Origin of the sequence: Gemmiger formicilis (assembly GCF_018784445.1) — a bacterium.
Taxonomy (GTDB): domain Bacteria; phylum Bacillota; class Clostridia; order Oscillospirales; family Ruminococcaceae; genus Gemmiger.
Map to the genome: position 1 here is coordinate 40883 of NZ_WQOH01000047.1, position 16334 is coordinate 57216.

The following is a 16334-nucleotide window of genomic DNA, read 5'->3' on the forward strand; positions in this document are numbered from 1 at the left end:
GTTGCAAAAATTCTTTCCGAACTTTTTACATAGCAGTCATGCACTACGGTGTGTGGCTGCTTATTTTTTTGCGAAAGGAGCAGATGCAAATGAAATTAGTTTTGGCTGAAAAGCCTTCGGTTGCACAGAGTATTGCCAAAGTGTTAGGTGCTGCCAAGCGTGAGGATGGCTACTTAGAGGGAAACGGATATGTGGTCAGCTGGTGTGTAGGGCATTTGGTGGAGCTGGCACAGCCGGAAGTCTATGATGCGAAGTACAGCAAATGGGCTTATGCAGACCTTCCTATCTTCCCGATGGACTGGCAGTATGAGGTTTCTGCCGGTACGAAGAAACAGTTTGGGATTCTGAAAAAGCTCATGGCCAGAGAAGATGTTGCGAGTCTTGTGTGTGCAACAGATGCCGGTCGTGAGGGCGAGCTGATCTTTCGGTTGGTGTACCACAAAGCCGGGTGCAGAAAGCCGTTTGAGCGGCTTTGGATTTCCTCGATGGAAGATGTAGCAATCAAGGAGGGCTTTGAAAACCTCAGGTCTGGAACGGAATATGATGCTTTGTATGAAGCAGCACTGTGTCGAGAACGAGCCGACTGGATTGTTGGTATTAACGCTACTCGACTTTTTTCGACCCTTTACGGGCAGACCCTGAATGTTGGTCGTGTTATGACCCCTACCCTTGCTATGGCTGTTATGCGAGAAGCTGCCATTTCCGCATTCAAGCCTGAACCGTTCTACACAGTTCAGATTGGATTGGATGGTTTTACGGCTGCAAGCGAACGCTTCAAAACCAAGGCAGCAGCCGAAGCTGTCAAACAAAGCTGTTCGGTGGCAATCGTTCAGAAAGCTGAATGTAAGGAGAAAACAGAAAAGCCGCCTGCGCTCTATGACCTGACCAGTTTACAGAGAGAAGCCAACCGTGTGCTTGGCTACACGGCACAGCAGACCTTGGACTACACGCAGAATCTCTATGAAAAGAAGCTGGTCACTTATCCCCGTACCGACAGCAGGTTTCTGACGGAAGATATGGCACATAGCCTGACCGACCTCGTAAAGCTGGCTTTCAACATATTCTCCGTGGAGGATGTGGATAACATACCAGTTCATGCAGAGCAGGTTGTGAATAACAAAAAGGTCACAGATCACCACGCCATCATTCCGACCAAAGAATTGCAGAAATGCAATCTGAGCGAACTTCCCAAGGGTGAACTTGCAATTTTGCAACTGATTTCCAATCGGCTGTGTGTTGCAGTGGGAGATCCACACCGATACGCAGAGACAGTCATTGAACTGGACTGCGGCGGCACAGCGTTCTCCGCAAAGGGCAAAACCATCGTGCAGAACGGATGGAAGGCTTTGATTCAGAAGGGTTCTTCGACAAAAAACGATGAAAACGAACAGGCGCTTCCTGCGGTATCCGTTGGGGACGAGCGGAAGGTGCTTGATTCTGAAATTAAGGAAGGAAAAACTTCTCCCCCTAAACATTTTACCGAGGATACGCTGCTTTCTGCTATGGAAACAGCAGGTGCAGATGAAATGCCGGAGGATGTCGAGCGAAAAGGTCTGGGAACACCTGCGACCCGTGCCGGTATCATTGAGAAGCTGGTTCGCATCGGTTTTCTGGAACGTAAGGGTGATAAGAAAACCAAACACTTGATTCCGACTCACAAGGGTACGGCTCTGGTAACAGTCATGCCAGAACAAATTCAGTCCCCATCCATGACGGCGGATTGGGAAGAAAAATTGTTACTCATTGAAAAAGGCGAATATGCCAGTGAGGACTTTATGGACGAGATCAAAGATGTGATTGCCGGTCTGATTCAGAACTATGAAGTAATCCGTGATTCCGAGGTTCTGATGTCGAAAGAAGCCAATTCTATCGGCAAATGCCCTCTCTGCGGCAGTGCAGTAGAGGACAAATCCAAGGGATACTTCTGTTCTAACCGAGGGTGCAGCTTTGCCCTTTGGAAAAACAATCGTTACTTTGCGAGTATCGGCAAGAGCATGACTTCTGCCACGGCGCAGAAACTGCTCGGTTCCGGCAAGGTAAAGCTCAAGAATTGCAAGTCCGCAAGGACGGGCAACACCTTTGATGCCACCGTTTTTATGGAGGTATCGGAGGATGGCAGGACGAAGTTCAGCATGGAATTTGATAATGGAGGAAAAAGCAAATGACGAATGAGTACAACCCGGACGGTAAGGAAATCCGATTTATCGACAGCCATTATAAGGATTTGTTTCATATCCCCGATGGCAGCTGTGTGCAGATTCACTACCCAGATGAAACGGTTGTGAAGCCCTGCACCTTCATTGACGAGTATCATACGCAGATCGGATACAATGTGTTTCATATCTGCCAGTTTGCAGAGATTATGGAGCGCAACGGCGCAAGCTATATGGCGGAGCCTGAGATTATGGGCAATGAAGCTGCATGGAAGGTTGGAAGGGACAGAATCCTTGCGGTACAGACCTGTGAAGATGGTTATGACTACACCCTGTTAGATGAAAACTACAACGAGGTTGATGGCGGTCAGGTCGATAACCCTGAACTGTCCATGATTGAAGTCCGCCAGGATATTCTGGAATCCTTTGGACTGGAGCGCCGGGAACTGCGGGCGATGTTCTATGAGGATGTCATGGAGCAGATGTTTGAAAACGGCAGACTGGCGGTAGATGCACCCGAAAAACGAGAATCTGTTATGGAAAAGCTGATGCAGACCGGAGAAATGGCTGCACCGAGCAGCCGTTCTCATAAACCCAAAGAGCCTGAACGATAAGGAGGACACGGATATGAAAAACGAAAAATGGGATGATGTTCACGGAAATACCACCCCGGATGACAGAATGGTTGCTTTTCTGGAAAGCCCCACGGATTCCTATGCGATTCTTCAGCTGCGGGAAGATGTAGACGATAATATCCCGCTCATGTTTGCAAATTACAGCTACCTTCAAAAGAAAGAAATGGAGCCTGAGATTGACCGTTACGAGGTGGTCTATCATGGCTCCATTTCTGCGTCCGAGGATGTGAATCGGCAGCTGGAAGATTTGTATGTGAAGTTCAATATTGACCACCCGAATGATTTCCGTGGTCACAGTATGTCGGTCAGCGACATCGTAGCCTTAAAGGTAGCCGGTGAGGTATCCTTTCACTATGTAGATTCTGTCGGGTTTCAGAAGCTGGAAAACTTTATGAAGTCCGAAAACTACCTGAAAAACGCAGAGATGGCAATGGAAGATGATTATGGGATGATTGACGGCATCATCAACAACGGAAAAGCGCCTGGATTAGAGGAACGCCCTTCGGTATTGGAACAGTTAAAGGAAAAGCCCGTGCCGGATGTTTCCCATAAGCCGCCTAAGAGCCACCCGGAAAGGGAGATTGAATGATGGATTTCACACAAGATGAGCGGAACATGATGATGCTTTACAGCCCTGGCACAAGGTCAGGGCTGTGTGAAGCATTGACACTGATGAAGGAACAGCTTTCGGAGGACGAGTCAGAGCTTTTTGCTTTGGCAGACTCGGTTCTCCGTAAAGTTTCAGCCATGGACGATGCCGCCTTTGAGAAGCTGAACCTTTATCCGGATTGATAGGATTGGAGGGATACAATGAACGCAAAAGAGCGATTTTATTCCGGATTAGCAAAAGAAACGATTGGGAAAATCACCTCGAACACAGATAACTGGACTTCGTTTTTGAGAACGATGTCCCGCAACTATGAGTTCACCTATCCGGAACAGGTGATGATTTATGCTCAGCGCCCCAATGCGACCTTTTGCAAGCCCTATGAGGACTGGAACGCTGAAAATTACCGCAGATATGTAAAGCGTGGCTCTACCGGTATTGCCCTGTTTGTGATGAACAGGGATAAACCGTATCTGCGCTATGTGTTTGATGTGGCGGATACCGGCGTTCGCCGTTCTTCCCCGGAACTGAAACCGTGGGAGGTGACGCCTGAAAACCGCTCCTATGTCATGGAAGCGATGGAGCGTACCTTCGGTGTTGCCGCTGACGGGGTGCTGGAAGCACAGCTTGAAGATATTGCATCCGCACTGGCGGCTGAGTATTGGGACGATTACAAAAAGCAGCTCCTCGACATCGTTGCCAACAGCTTCCTTGAGGAGTATGATGAACTCAACATCGAAGTAGCTTTCAAAAATGCGGTGGCAAACAGCGTATCCTATACGATGTATTGCCGATTCGTGGAAAGTCCCGACAACTACTTCGAGCATGAGGATTTCCAGAAGGTGTTTGATTTTAACACCAGACAGACGGTAAATGCCCTTGGCACTGCGGTGAATGCCATCAGTACAAGGATGTTTCAGGAAATCGAAAAAGCGATTGGAGAACATGAGCAGATCAGAGCTGCTGAAAGGAGTGCAGATTATGAACGAGATGACTTACAGACAGGCCGGAGATTATCAGATTCCGAACCTTCAGTTGGAGAACGAGGGAGAGAAACCTCTGGGCAAGTACGGCAGGATGCGTCGAGCATTTTTGGAGCAGAACAATCCGATGCTCCTGAACGACATGATTCTGACGGAGAGCCTGTTCCCGCACCTGTGGGAGATCGAGGAAACGGCGAAAGCCAGAGTGGAGTTTCTGATGGAGCAGTACCTGAAGGACAGCCCCGCACCGGACAAAGAAACGCAGCAGATGGCGTGGGTACAGCACATGAACAGCCTGAAAGCACAGGCGGAGGAAGTCGTGATGACGGAGCTTATCAACAGCTGAGTCTGAACCTTTTCCTCTCCGAAAATGAACAAATCAGTTTTATCGACCGAGCAGAGAGCTTTACGCCCTCTGCTTTTTCTTTTGCCCAGGCAGAAATCGACCACTTTCTTCTGCTTGGCAGCAACACCGATGAAGCCCGAAAAGTCGTAGCGCTGGAATATATGAAGCAGAAGCCGTTGGAAGAAATCGTTCAGACCTTAAAGCAGGTCTATCACGGCGGCTATGGTCTGAAAGAAGATAGTGGGAATATCTGTGCGTGGTATGGCGAGGACGGTATCCACTTTGCCAAAGGTTCCTCTGCCATTGACAGTCCCAGAGCGCAGATCGTTTCTTGGGAAACGGTTGCCGAGCGTATTGAAGAACTTCTTGAAAATGGTCAGTTCGCAACCAATGTGGAACTGGTAGAAGCTCCCGGATATGAGCGTCAGAAGCTGGCTGAATCCCTGTGGCATCTTTATCACGATTTGAGTGAAGAAGCCCGTGCCGGCAGCTATCTGGCAATTCTCCATCAGGAACCGTTTCGTGGGTTTCCTGATGAAACCGCAGACTTGGCTGAAAAGTTGGATGACCCTCGTTTCCACGCAACCTTGGTGCAGCAGTATTCGGAATTTAGAAAAGCCTTTGCGGAAAATCCAGATCTGCTTCGCTTTCACTATCACAAGCTGAATCTCATTCAGAAACAGCTGTATGAGCTGAATCTGCCTTTGCGTGAGTATCAGACCGATATGATGCAGATGCCCCTTGTCCGCCAGTTCATTACGGATGATGAAGTCAATGCAGACTTGACCCGTGGAAGTGGCTTTTCCGGTGGCAAAGCCCGTATTTATAACTACTGGCAGGAGAATCATTCTGCCAAAGAAAAGATGGATTTCTTGAAGCATGAATACGGAACCGGTGGTCATTCCCATGCCTGCTCCGGCGCAACGCACAGCGGTCAGGATCACGATGCCAAGGGTGTTGCGTACACCAAGAGCGGCTGCGATAAATTGCAGATGTCCTGGGCGCAGGTGGTACAGAGAATCGACGGTCTGATGCGAAAGGGACGCTACCTCAGCCCAGAGGAAGAAGCGGAACGACAGGCTATCGAAGAAGCTAAAACTGATCCGTTGGAAGATGTTTATGACCGTTTCGCAGTAATTGATACCGAGGATGGCGAGTATGCAATCTGGGATAATCAGACCGATGACTACTATGTAGACCCGGAAGGCGTTACGGAATACTTTACGGACGAATGGCTTGCCAATGACTATCTGGAGGAAGTTCGGCAGTCCGTAGCTGCGATGGAGTCGGTTCAGCCAGAAGCGCCTGCGGCAGAATCTGCCGAAATTGTGGAAGCATCTGCTTCCAAGGAACCGGAATGGAACTATCAGGTCGGTGACACGGTATATCTGGACGATACGGCTTTCCGTGTGGAGCAGATTACGGACAGAGAGGTTCAGCTGCGTGACCCTTCCCTTGCCTATCCGATCTTCCGTGCTGAGAATCGTGAGAATTTCGAGCGTATGCTCTCTCAGGACGAAAGAAACCATGCGGTAAGGGTTGATGCCCAAACCGAAGAAAAGCCCGTTACAGAGGATTTTCTGGGCGAAACCGAACCGAGGGACTACACCCCTGAGTATCAGCTGTTAGACCGTCTGCGTATGGACTGCGAATACTTCCTTGGTGCAGGACAGCACAGCGAAAAGCATCTGTGGGCAGGCAACCGCCATGCACAGATTGCCAAGATGCGTGAGCTGTATGAAATGATTCCCGACAAACCGGAATGGCTGACACCTGAGATGATTAACAGCTACGAGGAGCGCATGGCTCCCCGTTATCTGGTTGCCGCCTACCATCACTTTGAAAACGGCTTCGATGATAAGCTGGACTACTACACTTTGGAGGAAGCGGAAAAAGCTGCCCAGGGCTATGTGGACGGAACCATGGAGGATGACGGATTCAAGTACGATGGTGCTGCCGTTTACGATCAGCAGGAGCATAAGTGCATCCGTATCTATGGGGACTACCCTGACGAAAAGGCACACGCACAGGTCAGAGCCAATGCTAAACCCAAACAGCAGGAGCCGGAACACTTCATCGACCATTTCTATGTTGCCGAGGACATTCAGAAGCGGGGTGCGCTGGACATCAAGGAATACAGTTCCTTTGATGATGCCCTGCGAGCCTACTATGCACTTCCTGACACGCAGAGAAAAGCCCTGGGTGCAATGAATACCAGAGATTTGCCGGGGAGTCTGGACTTCGTACAGTGTGTAGATGGCAAGGACACCATCATTCAGGATTATGCTCAGGTGGACGGATGGCAGAATGCCGAAGTTATGGACATTATCGCTCAGCTTGAGCAGTCTATCACCACCAGAGAAATTCCACCTGTTCCTGCGGTGAACTTCCACATCACAGATGACAACATCGGTGAAGGTGGACCGAAGCAGAAATTTGCAAGAAACATCGCAGCCATTGAAACCCTGTTCAAACTGGAAAGCGAGAACAGGAACGCTACTTCCGAAGAACAGGAGATTTTGTCGAATTATGTCGGTTGGGGCGGTCTGGCAGATGCCTTTGACCCGGACAAGGGAAATTGGGCACAGGAGTATCAGACACTGAAAAACCTGCTTTCCGAGGATGAATATGCTGCGGCAAGAGCTTCTACCCTGAACGCACATTACACCAGTCCTACGGTCATTCGCTCCATCTACGATGCAGTCGGACAGATGGGCTTTGAAACGGGAAATATTCTGGAGCCTGCTATGGGTGTCGGCAACTTCTTTGGTATGCTCCCTCCTGAAATGCAGAGCAGCCGCTTGTATGGTGTGGAACTGGATTCCATCACCGGCAGAATTGCTCAGAAGCTCTATCCCAATGCCGAAATCAAGGTGGCTGGCTTTGAAACGACAGACCGCCGAGATTTCTACGATCTGGCTGTGGGCAATGTCCCTTTCGGCAACTACAAAGTGTCCGATAAGCCTTATGACAAGCTGGGATTCTCCATTCACAACTATTTCTTTGCCAAGGCTTTGGATCAGGTTCGACCCGGTGGTGTGGTCGCTTTTGTGACAAGCCGTTACACCATGGATTCCAAGAACTCTGACGCAAGGCGATATATGGCGCAGAGGGCGGAACTGCTTGGTGCAATCCGTCTGCCAAACGACGCCTTTAAGAAAAACGCAGGCACGGAAGTTGTGTCCGACATCCTGTTCCTGCAAAAGCGTGACCATCCGATTGACATTGTTCCGGAGTGGGTAAATCTTGACCGCACCGAAGAAGGACACACCATGAACAGCTACTTTGTCGCTCACCCTGAAATGGTTCTGGGCGATACGGTGGAAGAAAGTACCGCCTACGGCATGGACATTACGGTGCGTCCGATTGAGGGCATGGAACTGTCCGAACTTCTGAAAGAAGCGGTTTCCCACATCCAAGGAACCTATCAGACTGTGGAGCTTCCCGAAGCTGACAAGGGTAAGGAAATCGAAACCATTCCTGCGACTCCGGATGTAAAGAATTTCTCTTATACCGTGGTGGACGGTGATGTGTACTTCCGTGAAAACTCCCTGATGCGCCGTGTAGACCTGAATGAGAAAGCAAAAGACCGTGTGATGGGCATGGTGGAACTCCGTGGTATCGTCAATCAGCTGATTGAATATCAGCTTGAGGATTACCCGGATGAAATGATTACTCAGAAGCAGGCAGAACTGAATGATGCCTACGATGCGTTTGCCGCAAAGAACGGGCTTATCAATAACCGAGCCAATGGTCAGGCATTTGCTGACGATTCCTCCTACTATCTCCTGTGTTCTTTGGAAAATGTGGATGAGGACGGTAATCTGAAAAGCAAGGCGGATATGTTCACCAAGAGAACCATCAAGCCGGAACGCAGAGTGACGAGCGTGGATACGCCGTCCGAAGCTCTGGCAATCTCCATCGGTGAGCGTGGCAAGGTGGATTTGCCGTTTATGGCACAGCTGCTTGGAAACCCCGGAGAATACGATGCGATTCAGGCAGAGCTTCGAGGGGTGATCTTCAAAGACCCGATGGCTCCCGATGCTGTGGAAGTTGGATGGCAGACTGCCGATGATTACCTTTCCGGTGATGTAAGAAGCAAGCTGCGTGTCGCACAGATGGCGGCAGACAGGGATTCTTCCTTCCGCATCAATGTGGAAGCCTTGCAGAAAGCACAGCCGAAGGACTTGGATGCGTCCGAGATTGATGTGCGTTTGGGTGCAACATGGATTGATGCAGACTATATTCAGCAGTTCATGGAGGAAACCTTTGAAACGCCGTATTACCTGCGCCGTTCCATTGAGGTCAAGTTCTCTGAGCTGACCGCAGAGTGGCGCATCAACGGTAAGAGTTCTCCGAACTACAACGATGTGGCGGCGTATGTCACCTACGGTACAGAGCGAGCCAACGCATATCGAATTTTGGAGGAAACGCTGAATCTGAAGGATATTCGTATCTATGATACGATTGAGGATGCGGATGGCAAGCAGAAGCGTGTTCTCAACAAAAAAGAAACGACCTTGGCACAGCAGAAACAGCAGGCAATCAAGGATGCGTTCCGAGATTGGATTTGGCGAGATCCGCACAGACGAGAAACCCTTTCCACCAAGTACAACGAACTTTTCAACTCCACCCGACCTCGTGAGTATGATGGCTCTCATATCCGTTTCGGCGGTATGAACCCGGATATTACCCTCCGTGAACACCAGAGAAACGCCATCGCTCATGTGCTGTACGGTGGAAATACGCTGCTTGCACACGAAGTTGGTGCGGGCAAGACCTTCGAGATGGCTGCATCGGCTATGGAGAGTAAGCGGCTTGGATTGAGCCAGAAATCCCTGTTCGTTGTGCCGAATCACCTGACTTTACAGTGGGCAAACGAGTTCCTGCACCTCTATCCGAGTGCCAAGCTCCTTGTTGCCACCAAGAAGGATTTTGAAACAGCAAACCGCAAGAAGTTCTGCGCTCGTATCGCAACGGGTGACTATGATGCAGTTATCATCGGCCACAGCCAGTTTGAAAAAATCCCGCTTTCTGCCGAACGACAGGAACGGCAGCTTCGAGAGCAGATTGATGAGATCGAGGGTGCGATTGCGGAGCTGAAATGGCAGCGTGGTGAAAACTTCACGATTAAGCAGATGGAGAAAACACGAAAATCACTGGAAGCCAGACTGGACAAGCTCCTTGCTGCCGACAAGAAGGATGATGTTATTACCTTTGAGCAGTTGGGTGTAGACCGGCTATTTGTGGACGAAAGCCATGCGTTCAAGAATTTGTTCCTCTACACAAAAATGCGAAATGTGGCAGGTCTGTCCACCTCCGAAGCCCAGAAATCTTCGGATATGTTTATGAAGTGCCGCTATATGGATGAGCTGACCGGCGGGCGTGGCGTGATCTTCGCAACCGGTACTCCCGTAAGCAACTCGATGACCGAGCTTTATACGGTCATGCGCTATCTCCAGTACAGTACGCTCCAGCAAAAGAACCTGACCCATTTTGATTCCTGGGCATCGACCTTCGGAGAAACAACAACTGCGATTGAGCTTGCACCGGAGGGAACCGGCTATCGTGCCAGAACCCGATTTGCGAAATTCTTCAACCTGCCTGAGCTGATGAATATGTTCAAGGAAGTTGCCGACATCAAGACCTCTGACCAGTTGCATCTCCCTGTTCCCGAAGCAAAGTTTGAAACGGTTGTGGTTCAGCCTTCTGAGTATCAGAAAGATATGGTGGCTTCCCTTTCAGAGAGAGCGGCTGATGTTCATGCCGGTATCGTTGACCCGTCCGTCGATAATATGCTCAAGATTACCAGCGACGGACGAAAATTGGGACTGGATCAGCGGCTGATGAACCCTCTGTTACCCGATGACCCTGACAGCAAGCTCAATGCCTGCGTAGGAAATATCCTGCGTATCTGGCAGGACGGTCAGGCTGATAAGTTGACCCAGTTGGTGTTCTGCGACCTCAGCACACCGAAAAATGATGGCACATTCAATGTCTATGATGATGTCAAAACCAAGCTGATTGCAAACGGTGTGCCAGCGGAAGAAGTTGCCTTTATCCATGATGCAGATACCGAAGCAAAGAAAAAAGACCTCTTTGCCAAGGTTCGTACCGGACAGGTACGAGTGCTGCTTGGAAGTACGCAAAAGATGGGCGCAGGAACCAACGTCCAGGACAAACTGGTGGCAATTCACCATCTGGATGTGGGCTGGCGTCCGTCTGATATGACCCAGAGAAATGGTCGTATCATCCGTCAGGGCAACCGGAACAAAGAGGTTCAGGTGTATCAGTACGTGACCGAGGGAACCTTCGACGCTTACCTGTATCAGACCTTGGAAAACAAGCAGAAGTTTATTTCTCAGATTATGACCTCCAAATCGCCGGTCCGCTCCTGTGACGATGTGGACGAGCAGGCGCTGTCCTATGCGGAGATCAAAGCGCTGTGTGCCGGTAATCCGCTTATCAAGGAAAAGATGGATTTGGACATTGATGTGGCAAGGCTGAAGGTGCTGAAAGCTGACCACCAGAGCCAGCAGTACCGCATGGAAGATAAGCTCCTGAAATACTTCCCGGCTGAGATTGAAAAGCAGACAGGCTATATTCATGGCTTTGAAGCTGATATTAAAACCGTGGAAGCACACCCGCAGATTGCCGAGGGCTTTTGTGGCATGGAAATCATGGGCAAAGCCTACACCGAAAAGGCAGATGCCGGTGAAATCCTCCTTGCGGCTTGTAAGGATACCAAAAGCGCCGATCCGGTTCCGCTTGGCAATTACCGTGGCTTTCAGATGGAGCTTTCGTTTGACAGCTTCCGGAACGAGTTTGATGTGACCCTGAAGGGCGCTGTGAGCCACAGAGTAGCCCTTGGCACGGATGCACGAGGAAATATCACCCGACTGGACAATGCCCTTGCAGGCATTCCTGAGCGCTTAGAACGAGCCAATGAACAGCTGAATAACCTCTACAATCAGCAGGAAGCAGCCGAGGCGGAGGTTGGAAAACCGTTTCCGCAGGAAGCAGAGCTGGCAGCAAAAAGTCAGCGGCTGGCAGAACTGGATGCAGCCCTGAATATGGAGGACTCTGCGGAAAATCGTGACGAAAGAAGCGAGTCAGAGCGCCCTTCTGTGTTGGCTGATCTGAAATCCAAGGCGGAGCATATCCCGCCTGCAAAATACTCTGAAACCCGTGAGGAGGTGTTGTAATGGCAAAGCGAGACCAGGATGTTCATTTCCTTGCATCCAAAGAGGAGGTCGAGCGAATCCATGAGAAGATGGATGAGCTTGGCATCCGCAGCATGGGAGCCTATCTGCGGAAAATGGCTCTGGATGGTTACTGCATCAGACTGGATTTGCAGGATGTGAAAGCCCTGGTTTCGCTCCTGCGAATCTGCTCCAACAACCTGAATCAGTACGCAAAACGAGCGAACGAAACGGGCAGCATCTACCATGCCGACATTGAGGATTTGCAAAAACGACTGGAGGAGATCTGGACGGATATGAAAGAAGTCCTTGTTCGCCTGTCCTCAATCCAGTAATCCGACAACTTGTCGGGAAGTCGCAGTTTCGACTGCGGCTTTTACGTAAGGGTTGACATCATTGCGTTATTGCAGATACCCTTGTACAATGTAGTTAGAAGAAAGGGGTTGAGCCTATGAAGCTGATATTGAAGATATTGGCACTGCCGGTGCTGTTCGTTGTAAAAGTGATTTGCGTTCTTGGAAACCTGCTTACAAATGTTGTGTCCTATGTGATTGGCATACTACTTTTGGTTATCGGCGGTTCTGCGATTTACTGCATTGTAAAGGCTTTGTGGCAGTCTCTGCTTATCCTTGTGGTTCTTGGAATTGCGACAATAGCAGCGGTGTTTCTGCTCGTCTGGGCTGTTATGAAAGCCGAGAATATAGGAGAAAGTCTGGGAGCATTTATCAGGTCATAAGATAATATCAGAGAAAAGTCACCGACCGGTGGCTTTTTCTTTTTGGGAAGGAAGTGATGGGAATGGCAGCAACAAGACTGATTGCGCTCCATGTGAATAAGGGAAAGACGGTCGCTCAATGTTTGGCAGACAGAACTGACTACTCACAAAATGCTGCAAAAACCAATGATGGCGAATTTATCAGCTCCTATGAGTGTGATCCAAAGACAGCGGATGAGGAATTTCTGCTTTCCAAACGGCAGTATCAGCATATTACCGGCAGACAGCAGAAGAACAATATCATCGCATATCAGATACGCCAGTCCTTTAAGCCGGGAGAAATCACTCCAGAAGAAGCGAACCAGGTCGGCTATGAAACAGCGATGCGATGGACAAAGGGCAAACACGCTTTCATCGTTGCGACCCACATCGACAAATCCCATATTCACAACCATATCATTTACAATTCGACCTCGCTGGATGCCACACGGAAATTCAAAAACTTCTTCCTTTCCGGTCTTGCGGTGCAACGGCTCAGCGACATGGTTTGCCTGGAACACGGTCTGTCTATTATTACACCGAAGCCGTATCGGGAGCGTCAGAAAAGAACTGTTTATCCCAAGAAGCGTACCCAGCGTGACGAATTATGTGATGCGATTGATGCGGTGCTGAAGCAGAAACCAAAGAGCTTTGATGGCTTTGTTCAGGCTCTGGCTGACATGGGATTTGAGTTCAAGGATGGAAATCAGCCTGCGTTCAAGGGCAAGAATCAGAAACGTTTCATTCGGCTGCGTTCTCTGGGCGAAGGTTATAGCAAAGAGGAAATTCAAGCCGTTATCTCCGGTAAGAACCTGCACAAATCAAAAGGCAGCTCTGCCAAGGCTCCTGCCCCGAAGCAGTTCCAGATGCTGATTGATATTCAGGCAAAGATGGCCGAGGGTAAGACGGTCGGTTATGAAAAGTGGGCGAAGAAGTTCAATCGAAAAGAAGCTGCCCGAACTGTGATTTTGCTGAAGGAAAAAGGCTTGGGCAACTACGATGATCTGACTGCTCATATTGAAAATCTGTCTGCCCGGTTCGATGCGCTTTCTGATTCTATCAAGGCCGCAGAGAAACGAATGGTTGAGGTTCAGGCGTTGCAGCAGCACATCAAAAATTATCGCAACACAAGGCAAATCTATATCGAGTACCGCAAGTCTGGATATAGCAGACAGTTCTTTGAGGAACACCGTCAGGAAATCACAATTCATAAAGCGGCAAAGCAGGCCTTTGATGAATTGCAGATTACAAAGCTCCCATCTACGCAATCGTTATATGAGGAGTTTCATCAGCTGGCAGTCCAGAAAAAGCAAGATTACGCTGAGTACCGTCAGATAAGAAAAGAGAAAGAAGAATTGCTGATTGCCAAACGGACGGTTGAAACGATTCTGAATATCGACAGACAGAAAGAGCAGGAAAAAGAACAAGAGAAAGAGGAGAAGAAGAACTTCCGTTAAAGCAAAAAGCCACGGTCTGCACTCCCCCAAAGGGTGCGGATCGTGGCTACTTTTTTGCTTTTCGACTTCGGTGCTTTCAACCATGGGCAAATTTTTATTCTACTGTTCTTTTGAAAACGATTGAAAATCGTGCAGCCATCATCGGCAGATGATGTTCAAAGGGGATTGGGGATGCTGCCCCAACAAGCAAATTGGCGAAGATTGCACCGAAGGGAAAATCGAGAAAATGAGTGAACCTGTACAGGTTTACACTGCTTGCCAATTTGTTTTTCCTCACTATATTTTACTTTTTCTTTAGCTCAATACGTCTACGCAACAGAGAATTTATATTCATCACAGCTGTATTCATTGCCTTTAGGTTTTCTTCAAAATCGCCATTTTCAATACAAGGAGCAGTATCTAAGAGAAATTGAATCTGTCTGGCAATATTATTCTCGCAGTTAATTACAGAACTCTTTCCGTATCCGAAGTCGCTTTCAACGGACAACTTTTCTTCTAGTTTCTTTACTGAATATATCAGTGAATCGAGTTGTTTGCTGTTCCTGCGAGCTTTCAACTGTTTGAGCGCATCAGTTACATCCTGAATCATCAGATACGGTTCTTTCTTTGTAAGAATGGCATTGGACGCATTTGGCTCAGGTTTTGCTTGGAGTTGTTTCCCGACAAAGAATAGAGAAGTAATCAGTCCTGCCAACCATACCCACCAGAAAATCCTTATACCAATGATGCTATTGACCTGAGGTAAAACAGCATTTGGATCACATATAGTATCTATGATATTCTGAGGATCAGTGAAAAGCCAATCAACGAACGATACGATCCTTCCATAGATGTTAGGAATCACGATAAAGTATGCGATTACTCCAACTAAAAGGATAATTACTGGAATGACAAACACAAATTTGTTCATCACCTTTTTATCTAAAGCAACAGGCTCGTCCGGTTCACTTACAGTAGGTGGAACAAAGTTCACGACCCGTCCATTAGATTTAGGTGGAGCAGTGTCTGCTACATTTTCGTGTTCATATTTTTGTTCTGGTCTTACAACAGGTTCTACTTCCGGAATATCTGTAGGAGGAACTTCACCAATGCTTTCAAACAAGTGCTTGTTAATGGAGTTGTTTCGTTTATCTTCAATATGTTCTTCTGAACCAGATAGCGGAGCAGTTTCACCTAATGTAGAACCATATTCTTTTGCACTTGGCTCATCAATCGGTTTTGTGCAAGAAGATATACCAAAATTTATTTTTTCATTGAATATCTCAGAAGGTGTGTTGTCGATTGCCAATTCCAAAGCGCCCATAAATTCATCGGCGGTTTGGAATCTTTCGGAGCTACTGGAGATTGCTTTTACAATAACACGTCCAATTTCTTCTCCACCAAGAGCAGGCAGATCAGGTGTTTTTCCACTCATTCTTTCCTCAAAGGCGGCATCTTCATCCTGGGCAAAATATTGTTCAGGGAAACGAGGAAGGAAAGGATTTCTGCTGTAGTTTAGAAGTCTGTAAAGCACAATACCGAGGGAATATAGATCAACAGACTTTGTGTAACCTTCTTTCCCAAGATATACCTCTGGAGCGAGAAAATTTGGTGTACCTTTTAGGGATTCGGCTTTGGAACTATCCTTCAAAACTTTTGAAACGCCAAAGTCGCCAATCTTATACTCACCCTTATCAGATACGAAAATATTATCGTCTTTTATATCTCGATGAATTACACCGTTGTTGTGACATGATTGGAGTCCATTCAATACGTCCAATCCAAGTTTAACGACATCACGGACAAGAAAATCTGTACCTTGGATAAAATCTTCAAGGGGAGTCAGATATTCCATTAGGATAAAAATATCATATCGTCTCGGTGAGTCAGTAACAAGAATATCGTTCTCGTAATATCTGACGATATGTTGCACACCTTTCTCGGAGAGATCATTCAGGATTCTGATTTCCGAAACAATATTCTTAAGCATTTGGGAGAAATAGCTGTCTGCCTTGGAAACATCACCGCCCATAGAGTTCAGTACAGAATAGTATTGTTTTTCAGTTGGAATTGTGATGTGTTTTAGCGCACGAACATACTGACCAGCAGCATTTGTTTTGATGACTTTGTAGACCGTACCAAATGCACCTGAACCGAGTTTTTCGCTGACAGTATAGCCCAAAATATTCTTCCCAATTAAATTTGTTTGTGCCATGAA

Annotated in this window: 11 protein-coding genes; 9 read left to right on the plus strand and 2 right to left on the minus strand. The window is 48.1% G+C overall.

The window, feature by feature from the left end; genetic code table 11:
• Positions 1-89 precede the first annotated feature (89 nt).
• The 4 genes from GPK89_RS12345 to GPK89_RS12360 are packed head-to-tail and all read left to right on the plus strand — an operon-like array spanning position 90 to position 3580.
• Positions 90-2165 (plus strand): type IA DNA topoisomerase, encoded by a 2076-nt coding sequence (locus tag GPK89_RS12345; RefSeq protein ID WP_215693536.1) that lies wholly within the window; start codon positions 90-92, stop codon positions 2163-2165.
• Positions 2162-2767, plus strand: coding sequence for an LPD16 domain-containing protein (locus GPK89_RS12350; protein WP_215693538.1), 606 nt, complete (start codon positions 2162-2164; stop codon positions 2765-2767). Before GPK89_RS12345 ends, GPK89_RS12350 begins: the two co-directional genes overlap by 4 nt.
• 13 nt (positions 2768-2780) lie before the next feature.
• Positions 2781-3377 carry a YodL domain-containing protein gene (locus GPK89_RS12355; protein ID WP_215693540.1) on the plus strand — a complete coding sequence of 199 codons (597 nt, stop codon included), beginning with the start codon at positions 2781-2783 and terminating at the stop codon, positions 3375-3377.
• Positions 3377-3580 (plus strand): transposon-transfer assisting family protein, encoded by a 204-nt coding sequence (locus GPK89_RS12360; protein WP_015564218.1) that lies wholly within the window; start codon positions 3377-3379, stop codon positions 3578-3580. The genes GPK89_RS12355 and GPK89_RS12360 overlap by 1 nt, the downstream gene beginning before the upstream one ends.
• A 48-nt stretch (positions 3581-3628) precedes the next feature.
• On the opposite strand, the gene GPK89_RS16310 is transcribed toward GPK89_RS12360, so the two are convergent.
• On the minus strand, positions 3629-4342 hold the full coding sequence (locus tag GPK89_RS16310) for a hypothetical protein (protein ID WP_252261662.1): 714 nt from the start codon (positions 4340-4342) through the stop codon (positions 3629-3631).
• 43 nt (positions 4343-4385) lie between these two features.
• On the opposite strand from GPK89_RS16310, the gene GPK89_RS16315 reads away from it, so the two are divergent.
• The 5 genes from GPK89_RS16315 to GPK89_RS12380 all read left to right on the plus strand — a co-directional run bounded on the left by GPK89_RS16315 (position 4386) and on the right by GPK89_RS12380 (position 14137).
• Positions 4386-4724 carry a TnpV protein gene (locus GPK89_RS16315; protein WP_118199520.1) on the plus strand — a complete coding sequence of 113 codons (339 nt, stop codon included), beginning with the start codon at positions 4386-4388 and terminating at the stop codon, positions 4722-4724.
• On the plus strand, positions 4652-11929 hold the full coding sequence (locus tag GPK89_RS12365) for an LPD11 domain-containing protein (RefSeq protein WP_346344856.1): 7278 nt from the start codon (positions 4652-4654) through the stop codon (positions 11927-11929). Before GPK89_RS16315 ends, GPK89_RS12365 begins: the two co-directional genes overlap by 73 nt.
• Positions 11929-12261 (plus strand): plasmid mobilization protein, encoded by a 333-nt coding sequence (locus GPK89_RS12370; protein ID WP_008791955.1) that lies wholly within the window; start codon positions 11929-11931, stop codon positions 12259-12261. Before GPK89_RS12365 ends, GPK89_RS12370 begins: the two co-directional genes overlap by 1 nt.
• A gap of 116 nt (positions 12262-12377) precedes the next feature.
• The gene (locus tag GPK89_RS12375; protein WP_215693545.1) at positions 12378-12662 is read left to right on the plus strand and encodes a hypothetical protein; all 285 of its coding nucleotides are present in this window, start codon (positions 12378-12380) and stop codon (positions 12660-12662) included.
• A 62-nt stretch (positions 12663-12724) separates the two neighbouring features.
• A complete protein-coding gene (locus tag GPK89_RS12380; protein ID WP_215693547.1) occupies positions 12725-14137 on the plus strand; it encodes a relaxase/mobilization nuclease domain-containing protein in 1413 nt (470 codons plus the stop codon).
• Positions 14138-14420: 283 nt separating this feature from the next.
• Here the strand turns inward: GPK89_RS12380 and GPK89_RS12385 are convergent, their stop codons facing one another.
• Positions 14421-16331 (minus strand): serine/threonine-protein kinase, encoded by a 1911-nt coding sequence (locus GPK89_RS12385; protein WP_215693549.1) that lies wholly within the window; start codon positions 16329-16331, stop codon positions 14421-14423.
• Between the last annotated feature and the right edge of the window lie 3 nt (positions 16332-16334).